This window comes from Sulfitobacter aestuarii (assembly GCF_042685005.1).
In the GTDB taxonomy this organism is placed as follows: Bacteria; Pseudomonadota; Alphaproteobacteria; order Rhodobacterales; family Rhodobacteraceae; genus Sulfitobacter; species Sulfitobacter aestuarii.
The window spans coordinates 1-10,597 of the sequence record NZ_JBHUMP010000037.1 but is presented as its reverse complement, the minus strand read 5'-3'; the positions used below and the strand labels follow the sequence as shown (position 1 = coordinate 10,597).

The window sequence follows — 10,597 nt, the reverse complement described above, 5'->3', positions numbered from 1 at the left end:
TGCCCTCCCCTACCGCCGTGTTCACCCCCGTCACGACATCAAAGCCGTTTCATGCTACCCTTCTTCCCGCGCGCCGGGGTCGGCGCGGCCGAGGAGCCCGTATCATGTCCCGTTTCCACATCCTCACCTCCGGCCATGAAAACCCCTCCCCGATCAGATTGCGCCCGATCACCTTCGGGGACGTTGTCGCGGCACTGACCGAAGGCTGGGCCGATTTCCTGCAGAAGCCCTCGCATTACGGTTTCGTGGTGCTGCTCTACCCCGTGATCGGACTGGCCCTGTTCTTCTGGGTCTCGCGCGGCAATGCCATGCAGCTGATCTATCCGCTGATCAGCGGTTTCGCCCTGCTCGGCCCGGTCGCCGCGATCGGGCTCTACGAAATCAGCCGGCGGCTCGAACGCCACGAGGAGGCGTCATGGCGCCATGCATTCGCCGTGCTCCACTCCCCGGCGCTTCCCGCGATCCTCGCGGTCGGGCTGGCGCTGCTCCTGTGGTTCATCCTTTGGGTCTATGTCGCGGGGCTGATCTATGCGCTGACCTTCGACGGGCAGGCACATGAAGACCTCCGGTCGCTGATCCGCGACGTGCTTTCGACCCCCGAAGGCCGGACGCTTATGGTGATCGGCAATCTCGTCGGTTTCCTCTTCGCGGTGGTCACCCTCTGCACGACGGTGGTCACCTTTCCGCTGCTGCTCGACAGGGACGTCGGGGCGATCACCGCCGTGAAGACCTCGATCCGCGCCGTATGGCAGAACCCGGCGGCGCTGCTCGGCTGGGGGCTGGTCATCGCGGTGCTGTTGGGCCTCGGAGCCCTGCCCGGTCTTGCCGGGCTGATCATCGTGCTGCCGGTACTCGGCCATGCCACCTGGCATATCTATCGCAAGCTTGTGGTCGGCAGTGGTCCGCCGGCGTCCCGCGGCACGCCGCCGGTCAGGGACCGCTGAAAGAGAGCCCCCGGGTGAAAACCGTATAGTCGGATTCAATCGCCATGATCGCGACGAACACCAGGATGATGAGCGGCGGCAACAGGATCGCGTAGCTGAGCGCCAGCCGCTCCCAGGCGACATGCATGAAGACCGCCACGATCAGACCGGCCTTGAGCACCATGAAGATCAGGATCAGCCCCCAGCGCAGATAGCCCTGCAGCCCCGCATAATCGACCGCGTAGGAGAAGGCGCTCAGAACAAACAGCAATCCCCAGACGGTGAAATATAGTCTGAGCGGATGCTCCTGACCGTGCTCCTGCGATTTGCTCTGTGCGTCCATGATGCTGTCAGTCACGATCGTCCCTTTCCTACCAGAGATAGAAGAATGCGAAGATGAAGACCCAGACCAGGTCGACGAAATGCCAGTAGAGCCCCATGATCTCGACGCTTTCGTAATCGCCCCGCCCGGCTGACATCCAGCCGCGCTTGTCGCTGTCGAATTCGCCACGCCAGACCTTGAACGCCACGATCAGCAGGAAGATCACTCCGAAGGTCACATGGGTGCCGTGAAACCCGGTGATCATGAAGAAACTCGCGCCGAATTGCTCCGCTCCAAAGGGATTGCCCCAGGGGCGCACCCCCTCATGGATCAGCTTGCTCCATTCAAAGGCCTGCATGCCGACGAAGGTCGCACCGAGCAACGCGGTCAGCAGGAGCAGCATCGCGGTCTTGCGGCGCGCCTTCGCATAGCCGCATTTGACCGCCATCGCCATGGTGCCGCTGCTCGAGATCAGCACGAAAGTCATGATTGCGATCAGCAGGAGCGGAAAATCGGTGCCGCCGACATGCAGGGAGAAAACCTCGCTGGTATTGGGCCAAGGGGTCTGCGTCGACATTCGCGAGGACATGTAGCTCAGCAGGAATATTCCGAAGATGAAAGTATCGCTGACGAGGAAAATCCACATCATCGCCTTGCCCCAGGAGACATTCTTGAACGCGCGCTGATCGGAGGACCAGTCGGCGATGACCCCGTCCACGCCGACGGGCCGGTCGCTGCGATGTGGTGTGGTATCAGCCATGATCGTCCCTCATGTCAGCACTGCGGCGCAGATATCGATGATCCGGTTCGCCCAGCCGAGAAACAGCACCAGCAGCCCGAGCCAGACGAGAAGCAGGAAATCCCAGTAGATCGCGCAATAACGCAGACGCCGGGATTTTTCCTGCGGCCCCGCGTCCTTTGGCTCCGCCACCAGCGCCAAAGCCGCCATTCCCCCGAGGATATGCAGACCATGCAGCCCGCTCAGCAGATAGAAAAAGCTCGCCGCAGGACCGGTGGTGAGCCGATACCCGGCGTCCATCAGGAGGAACCAGACCAAGAGCTGACCGATCATGAACCCGAACGTGGCCAGCAGCGCGCCGGTCAGCCAGGTCTGCGCGGCGGATGGCTGATGGGTGGCATTGTGCAACATCAGGCTGGCACCGATCAGCATCAGCGTATTGAGCCAGACCAGCGGAGGCATCGTGAAGAAACGCCAGTCGGCCAGTTCCATCCGCATCACGAAAGCACTGCCGAAGAGCGCGAAGACACAGCCGATGATCGCCAGCACCACCGCCAGCCAGATCCCGGCACCGGGCACCGCATCGCGCGGCGGTGGTGCGGGCGGCGCGATGCCGGTCTCCAGCCAGGGTTTGCCCATCACCCCTTGGCGCAACAGGTAATGGCCGCAAATTGCCAGAACCGCCAGGATGAAGATCAGGATGATGCTCATCTCGCGGCCCTCTGCCCCGGCCAGGGATCATCCTGCGCGATAAAATCATCCGGCGCGCCTGGCACCGAGTAATCATAGGCCCAGCGATAGACCAGCGGCAATGTATCACCCCAATTGCCATGCCGAGGCGGGGTTTCGGGGGTCTGCCATTCCAACGAGGTGGCGCGCCAGGGATTGCCACCCGAAGGGCGCCCGTGCCGTACCGACCAGAAGATGTTGAACAGGAACAGCAGCTGTGCCGCGCCCACCACCAGCGCTGCCACGGTGATAAAGGCGTTGAGCGTGGCGACACTCTCCGGCACGAAGGCCGCATCGCCGATCTCGGGATAGCGCCGGGGCACGCCGATCAGACCGACATAATGCATCGGGAAGAAGATCAGATAGGCGCCCACGAAAGTAACCCAGAAATGGATCTGCCCCATCGTCTCGTTGAGCATCCGCCCGGTCATCTTCGGATACCAGTGATAGATCGCTCCGAAGATCACCATCAGCGGCGCCACCCCCATCACCATGTGGAAATGCGCCACCACGAACATCGTGTCGCTGAGCGGTACATCGACGACCACATTGCCGAGGAATAGACCGGTCAGCCCGCCATTGACGAAAGTGACGATAAAGGCCAGCGCGAAGAGCATAGGCAGGGTCAGATGGATATTACCGCGAAACAGCGTCAACACCCAGTTATAGACCTTGATCGCCGTCGGCACGGCGATGATCAGCGTCGTAGTGGCGAAGAAGAAGCCGAAATAGGGATGCATCCCCGACACATACATATGATGCGCCCAGACGACGAAGCTGAGCGCCCCGATCCCGACGATCGCCCAGACCATCATTCGGTAGCCGAAGATATTCTTGCGCGCATGTACGCTGATCAGGTCGGACACAATGCCGAAGGCGGGCAGCGCCACGATATAGACTTCCGGGTGACCGAAGAACCAGAACAGATGCTGGAACACGATGGGCGAGCCGCCGCCATAGCTCATCTGCTCGCCCATCTCTACCAGCGTCGGCATGAAGAATGACGTGCCGAGCAGCCGGTCGAAAAGCATCATCACGCAGGCCACGAGCAGCGCCGGAAACGCCAGCAGCGCCATGACCGTCGCGGTGAAAATTCCCCAGATCGTCAGCGGCATCCGCATCAGCGTCATGCCCCGCGTACGCGCCTGCAGGACCGTGACGACATAATTGAGACCGCCCATGGTGAAGCCGATGATAAAGAGGATCAGCGAGACCAGCATCAGCACGATTCCGGCATCCCGCCCGCCCGGCGTGCCCGAAAGGATCGCCTGGGGCGGATACAACGTCCAGCCCGCCCCCGTCGGGCCGCCGGGAGCGAAGAAGCTCGCCGCCAGAACCAGCACCGCCAGCAGATAGACCCAGTAGCTCAGCATGTTGACGAAGGGAAACACCATGTCCCGCGCACCGACCATCAGCGGGATCAGGTAATTGCCAAACCCGCCGAGGAAGATCGCGGTGAGCAGATAGACCACCATGATCATGCCATGCATGGTGATGAACTGGTAATAGGCCTCCGCCGAAAAGCTGAACACCTCCGGAAAGGCCAGTTGTAGCCGCATCAGCCAGGACAGCACCAGAGCAACCATGCCGATGGCGATGGCGGTGCCGGAATACTGGATCGCGATATATTTTGCATCTTGTGAGAACACCCATCTGGACAGGAAACCGTGGGCATGCGGCGGATGCACGTCCGGCACTTCGGCGGGCGGAACCTGGGTATCGCTGTGGCGCGGGACGTCAACCATGTCTTCTCCTTGCTCCATTGCGGGCACGAAAAAAGTCAGTTCATTTCACCCGGCAGAACCTCACGGTTCGGCACTCACCGTTCTGATCCGGGGCCCGCCCGAGAGCGCCGCGAATGTCGGCATCTCGGTGAGCCAGTCCTGATAGGCGTCTTCCTCCTCGATCTGCACATAGCCGCGCATGTAGCCATGCCCGACTCCGCAGAGCTCGGCACAGAGGATCTCGAATTCGCCTGTCCGGATCGGGGTGAACCAGAAATAGGTGATCATTCCCGGCACCATGTCCATCTTGGCGCGAAACTCCGGCACGTAGAAATCGTGCAGCACATCGGCCGAGCGCAGCAGCATCTTCACTGGCTTGCCGCGCGGCAGATGCAGGTCCTCGTTTTCCACAATCACATCGTCCTGCCCCGCCGCATCGCGCGGATCGATCCCCAGCGGGTTGTCGGCGGAGATCAGCCGCGCATTGGACCGCCCTAGCTGCCCGTCCGCCCCCGGCAACCGGAAACTCCAGGACCATTGCTGCGCGAACACCTCGACCTCGGTAGCCTCGTCAGGCACAGTGACATATTGCTTCCAGACAATGAGCCCCGGCGCCAGCATCGCCGCCACGCCGAGGCCGGTGACGACGGTGAGCCACAATTCCAGTCGCTTGTTCTCGGGCTCGAATTCGGCAACGCGTCCGGGTTTGTGACGGTAACGCCAGACACAGAAGGCCATGAACAGGATTACCGCCCCGAAGACGGCGCCGGTAATCCAGAAGGTGATGACCAGCGTCGTATCGATATAGCCCCAGTTCGAGGCGATTGGAGTCCACCACCAGGGGCTGAAAGCATGGAACAGCACCGATCCGACCACGACGAGGATCAAGACGATGACAATGGCCATGTGCGCTGCCCTTCCGGTTGTTGGTCACTCACTTGCCTGGCAAATTGTAGAAATCCGACAATACCGTTCCCGGCAATATGGCAGATTTTTCGGGTGAAATCCAGTTGGTTGACGGCTCCCCGACAGCGACAGGTTGTATCCCCTCGTGTTCGTTCACCTGACCACGCCACCCGACCATCCCGCCCTGAGACCTTTTGGCTCGGCGCGATCCGCTTCTTTGCCCTGTTTTTCGACCCCCTGCTTCTTTACCTTCCCGGTATGAAGTGACATTTCTGATGCCTGTTCACCGCCGTTCATTCCTCAATCCCTGCAACCGGCGCGAAACCGGGACCGGACCGGAATGGCGTCAACTTGACGGTGATCACCCGACATCTTACTGATCCGGCCTTATAAAAGGCGTCATAATATTCCAACCAACCGGATTGGCAGCGCGCCCTTCACTCGATCACGGAGTAAAGAGATGTCTGACACGCATATGCCGCCCCTGCACGAATTCCTGACCGACCCTTCGCGCGCGGAGCGTCTAGACCCCGCGCTGGTCTCCCTTGTCGAAACCATCGCCGACGCTTGCCGGGCGATCGCCAACCATGTCAGATATGCCGCATTCGAAGGGCAATCCGGCGCTGCGGGCGGGACCAACGTGCAGGGCGAGGAGCAGAAGAAACTCGATGTGATCGCCGACGATGAATTCGCGCGGATCTGTTCCGATGTTCCCCGGCTCGCCGCTCTGGTCAGTGAGGAACGGGACGAGATTACTTGGCTCAAGGAGCCGGAGGAAGGCGATTATCTGGTCTATTACGATCCGCTGGACGGATCATCCAATATCGACGTGGACCTTTCCGTCGGAACGATCTTCTCGATCTGCCAGATGGCGGAAGGCGATCGCGCCGAAGTCCTGAAGTCGGGCATTCATCAGGTCTGCGCAGGCTACGCCATCTACGGACCCTCGACCATATTGGTGCTAACCACCGGTACCGGGGTCAATGGCTTTTCCTGCGACGATCGCTCTGGAGATTTCCGTCTTACCCATGCGGATCTGACCATACCGCCCACGACATCGGAATTCGCCATCAACGTCTCGCGCTACCGGCATTGGGACGATGCCGTGCGGGTCTATGTGGACGAATGCCTGGCCGGCGAAACCGGGCCGCGCAACCGTGCCTTCAACATGCGTTGGACGGCCTCGATGGTCGCCGATGTGCACCGGATCCTGATCCGCGGGGGCGTGTTCCTCTATCCCTCCGATGCGGACAACCGCGACAAGGGCGGAAAACTGCGTCTGCTTTACGAGGCCAATCCGATGGCGCTGATCGCCGAACAGGCGGGTGGGAAGGCCTCGACCGGCCTGACGCGCATCTTGGAGGAGGTTCCCCAGAGCCACCATCAACGCATTTCCGTTATCCTCGGCTCAAGCGAGGAGGTCACGCGGCTGGAAGAATATCACCAAAGGCAGGGCTGAATATCCTGATCTCGAAGAAGCCCCTGCCGGTGCGGGTCCGTTTCGCCGGAAGCAGCCTACCGGCCATGAGCTTGTGCAAGACAGCTGCAATGGCCTCGCGACCCGTCAAACAGGAAAGAGTACCTATTCAGCCCCAAGGCCCCGCTTGATCCCGATTCCGCGTTGTCGGCGCGCGGCTGGCGATAACAGGCCGCCCCGCCCCGCCCGATGCCTGCCCGCCTTGCGCTGCCATGGCACGAAGCGCGGCTACCCGGTTCTCGGTTGCGGGATGGGTCGCGAAGAGATTGTCGTGTTTATGCGCGTGCAGCGGGTTGATTATGAACATATGCGCCGTGGCCGGGTTGCGCTCGGCAGCGTGATTGTCGATCCGGGCCGCTCCCATGGCGATCTTCTCCAATGCCGAAGCCAGCCACATCGGTTGGCCGCAAATCTCGGCCCCCGCTTTGTCAGCCGCATATTCGCGCGTCCGGCTGATCGCCATCTGCACCACGGCCGCGGCCATCGGCGCAAGGAACATCATCAGCAGCGTACCCACCAGACCGAGCCGTTCCCGAGAGCCGCCGAAGAAAAGCGCAAAATTGGCCAGCATGGAGATCGCCCCGGCAAAGGTCGCCGTGACGGTCATGATCGCAGTGTCATGGTTGCGAATATGCGCCAGCTCATGGGCAATCACACCGGCCAACTCCTCGCGTGTCAGGCTGCGCAGCAGCCCCGAGGTCACCGCAACCGCCGCATTGGCAGGGTTGCGACCCGTGGCGAAGGCATTGGGCTGGGGCGTGTCGATCAGATAGACTTTCGGCTCGGGAATGTCGGCATTGCTGGCAAGCGCCGCCGTCATGGCATAAAGCCCCGCACGGTCGCCCCGCAGCACCGGCTGCGCATTGTGCATGCGCAGGATCATACGATCCGAGTTCCACCATGTGAAAACGTTCATCGCCGCCGCGAAGACCAGCGCAATCAGAGCACCGCCCGACCCGCCGATCAGATAGCCCACACCCATGAAAAGCGCGGTCATCGCCGCCATCAGCATCGCTGTCTTTACATAGCCCATCTCGGTCTTCCGAACCTCGCAATAAGGGAATGAAGGAAATATGGGATTGCTTCCGTTTTCTGCAAGCAGGGGGCACCTGTTCGGCCGGAGACGTGCAATCGTTGGTCTATAAGTTAGGGAAAACCGGGCAGCGGTCTGTGGCGCGTCATTGGCTAAAATGAGGCCCAAGAGTTTATCTGATCTTAGGGTTGAACTTGCCTCGGAACTGCTGGAAAAACGGTTCGGCAAGAAGCTCGGCTTTGCCGACGATGGGGTGGTGTTCCTTGACCCCGCCGTTGGCACCGGCACCTAACTTCGGCATCCATCAGAATGCTCCGCTATCCACCTATGCGCGCAGCAATAGCTGCGAATTGGTGGGAAAGCAGTTCATCCCATATGCTTAAACAGACGGCGCATGGCTTGGACCCGCACTAAAGTCGGTGCTGGATCTGTGTCATGGGTAATTAACCGCAAGAAGCCGATCCATGCGTGTGGATCGGCATGCAAAATTGACCCCCGTATTGGGGTAATCGGCGTCCAAAAGTGACCCCCCTGATAATTCTGATCAGAAGCTTCCTCAAAAGCATGAGGGAGCAGTCAGGGGATGTTGGTTGTGGAGACGATCGCGAAGATCAGGCGTGCGCATTTCATCGAAGGCAAGTCGATCAAGCAGATTTGCCGTGAGCTGCGATTATCCCGCAATACGGTGCGTAAAGTCATCCGATCTGGCGCCACCGAGTTCACCTATGATCGCACGACGCAGCCTCGGCCTAAGATCGATCCCTGGCGGTCAGAATTGGATGCGATGCTGGCCGAGAATGCCCGGCGTCCGAGGCGGGAACGCCTGACGCTCATCCGGATCTATGAGGAACTGCGCAACCGCGGCCATGGCGGGGGCTATGATGCAGTGCGGCGCTACGCCTCCAGTTGGTCGAAGGCGGCACAAGAAGCCTCGGCCAGCGCCTATGTCCCGCTCAGTTTCGATCCCGGTGAGGCCTACCAATTCGACTGGAGCCATGAGGTTGTCGTGATTGATGGCGTGACCACGACCATCAAGGTTGCCCATGTTCGCCTGTGCCACAGCCGGATGCCGTATGTCCGGGCCTATCCGCGTGAGACGCAGGAGATGGTGTTCGACGCCCATGACAAAGCGTTTGCCTTCTTCGGTGGGGCATGTGCCCGCGGGATTTACGACAATATGAAGACGGCGGTGGACACGATCCTTGTCGGCAAGGACCGCGCCTACAATCGGCGGTTCCAGCAGATGTGTGGGCATTATCTGGTCGATCCGGTGGCCTGCACGCCTGCCTCGGGCTGGGAGAAAGGCCAGATAGAGAACCAGGTGGGCGTGATGAGGCGGCGGTTCTTTGTGCCGCGTCCGAAATTCAAATCCTATGCCGAGTTGAACAGCTGGCTGGAGGACCGATGCCTGGCCTATGCCCGGGCAAACCCGCATCCGGAGATGCGGGACAAGACGATCTGGGAGGTGTTCGAGGAAGAGCGCCCGAGCCTGATCCCCTATGTCGGCCCCTTCGACGGGTTCCACGCGGTTCCGGTGTCTGTGTCCAAGACCTGCCTCGTGCGGTTTGACAAAAACAGATACTCGGTCGATGCCCGTGCTGTAGGGCGTCCGGTGGAGATACGTGCCTACGCTGATCGGCTGGAATGCTGGCAGGATGGCCAAATCGTCGGTCGCCACGCGCGTGCTTTCGGGCGCGACAACACCGTCTACGATCCCCTGCATTACATACCCGTTCTGGCCCGCAAGCCCGGCGCCCTTCGTAACGGTGCGCCATTCAAGGAGTGGGACTTGCCGACCGCGATCCGCCGGGTGCAGCGCAAGCTGGAACGCCAGCCCGGCGGCGACCGCCAGATGGTCGAGATCCTGAGCGCTGTGCTGACGGATGGCATCGATGCGGTAGAAGCCGCTTGTACCGAGGCGCTGTCCCACAACGTCCATTCGGCGGGCGTCGTGCTGAACATCCTGGCCCGCCACCGGGAACCGCCGCCACCCCTGACAATCACCACACCGGACGCGCTGCGGCTGAACTGCGAACCCACGGCTAATTGCGACCGATATGACAGCTTGAGGAGACAGACAGATGGAACGCTCAGATGTGCTCGACGCGATGGGAAAGCTGAAGCTCTACGGGATGAGAGCCGCCTATGACGAGATTCTGACCACCGCAGTCAAACGGCAGCATGAACCCCAGCAGATCATCGGCGATTTGCTGACGGCTGAGATCTCGGAGAAGCAGGCCCGGTCGATCAAATACCAGATGACCATCGCCAAGCTGCCCCTGGCCAAGGAGCTGGAAGAGTTCGACTTCGAGGCCGCCGAAGTCAATGAGACCCTGATCCTTGATCTGGCCACCGGAGACTTCCTTGATCATCAGCGCAACCTGGTCCTGATCGGCGGCACCGGAACGGGCAAAACCCATCTCGCCGTCAGCATCGCCAGGGCTTGCATCCGAGCCGGGCGGCGCGGGCGGTTCTTCAATGTCGTCGATCTGGTGAACAAATTGGACGCCGAAGCCCGCGCCGAGCGTCAGGGCCGAACCGCCGATTTGATATCGCGCTTGGACTTCCTGATCCTCGATGAACTCGGCTACCTTCCGTTCGCCCAGACCGGCGGCCAGCTCCTGTTCCACCTGATCAGCAAGCTCTACGAACGCACCTCGATCATCGGTAAGCGTTTCCTGCCTGCCACCTTCCGTCTGTCATCATGATGGGTTCATTGGACCCTATTGATTGTTGGACTGGAT

General features: G+C 60.8%; 10 protein-coding genes and 1 pseudogene. 4 read left to right on the top strand and 7 right to left on the bottom strand.

Annotated elements, in window-relative coordinates; genetic code table 11:
* Nucleotides 1–104: 104 nt before the first annotated feature.
* Nucleotides 105–944, top strand: coding sequence for a DUF2189 domain-containing protein (locus ACFSUD_RS19015; RefSeq protein WP_386376082.1), 840 nt, complete (start codon nt 105–107; stop codon nt 942–944).
* Here ACFSUD_RS19015 and ACFSUD_RS19010 read toward each other — a convergent pair.
* From ACFSUD_RS19010 to ACFSUD_RS18985, 6 genes are all read right to left on the bottom strand, one after another.
* Nucleotides 931–1,281, bottom strand: a complete 351-nt coding sequence (locus ACFSUD_RS19010; protein ID WP_386376081.1) for a cytochrome C oxidase subunit IV family protein — start codon at nt 1,279–1,281, stop codon at nt 931–933. The genes ACFSUD_RS19015 and ACFSUD_RS19010 overlap by 14 nt on opposite strands.
* Nucleotides 1,282–1,294: 13 nt before the next feature.
* Complete coding sequence (locus tag ACFSUD_RS19005; RefSeq protein WP_386376080.1) at nt 1,295–2,005, bottom strand: heme-copper oxidase subunit III family protein; 711 nt, start codon at nt 2,003–2,005, stop codon at nt 1,295–1,297.
* A 9-nt stretch (nt 2,006–2,014) separates the two neighbouring features.
* Entirely contained in the window at nt 2,015–2,695 is a 681-nt protein-coding gene (locus tag ACFSUD_RS19000) for a hypothetical protein (RefSeq protein WP_386376079.1), read from the bottom strand.
* Complete coding sequence (locus tag ACFSUD_RS18995; RefSeq protein ID WP_386376078.1) at nt 2,692–4,458, bottom strand: cbb3-type cytochrome c oxidase subunit I; 1,767 nt, start codon at nt 4,456–4,458, stop codon at nt 2,692–2,694. Before ACFSUD_RS18995 ends, ACFSUD_RS19000 begins: the two co-directional genes overlap by 4 nt.
* Nucleotides 4,459–4,518: 60 nt before the next feature.
* The gene (locus ACFSUD_RS18990; protein ID WP_386376077.1) at nt 4,519–5,343 is read right to left on the bottom strand and encodes a cytochrome c oxidase subunit II; all 825 of its coding nucleotides are present in this window, start codon (nt 5,341–5,343) and stop codon (nt 4,519–4,521) included.
* Between the two features lie 153 nt (nt 5,344–5,496).
* A complete protein-coding gene (locus tag ACFSUD_RS18985) occupies nt 5,497–5,640 on the bottom strand; it encodes a hypothetical protein (RefSeq protein ID WP_386376076.1) in 144 nt (47 codons plus the stop codon).
* Nucleotides 5,641–5,803: 163 nt separating this feature from the next.
* On the opposite strand from ACFSUD_RS18985, the gene ACFSUD_RS18980 reads away from it, so the two are divergent.
* Nucleotides 5,804–6,802, top strand: a complete 999-nt coding sequence (locus tag ACFSUD_RS18980; RefSeq protein ID WP_386376075.1) for a class 1 fructose-bisphosphatase — start codon at nt 5,804–5,806, stop codon at nt 6,800–6,802.
* 127 nt (nt 6,803–6,929) lie between these two features.
* On the opposite strand, the gene htpX is transcribed toward ACFSUD_RS18980, so the two are convergent.
* Entirely contained in the window at nt 6,930–7,853 is a 924-nt protein-coding gene (gene htpX / locus ACFSUD_RS18975) for a zinc metalloprotease HtpX (RefSeq protein ID WP_386376074.1), read from the bottom strand.
* Nucleotides 7,854–8,436: 583 nt separating this feature from the next.
* Between htpX and istA the strand changes: the two genes are divergently transcribed.
* Entirely contained in the window at nt 8,437–10,002 is a 1,566-nt protein-coding gene (istA, locus tag ACFSUD_RS18970) for an IS21 family transposase (protein ID WP_386376073.1), read from the top strand.
* Nucleotides 9,935–10,519: pseudogene (locus ACFSUD_RS18965) on the top strand (ATP-binding protein); the annotation flags it as partial. The gene istA and the pseudogene ACFSUD_RS18965, both read left to right, overlap by 68 nt.
* Nucleotides 10,520–10,597 lie beyond the last annotated feature (78 nt).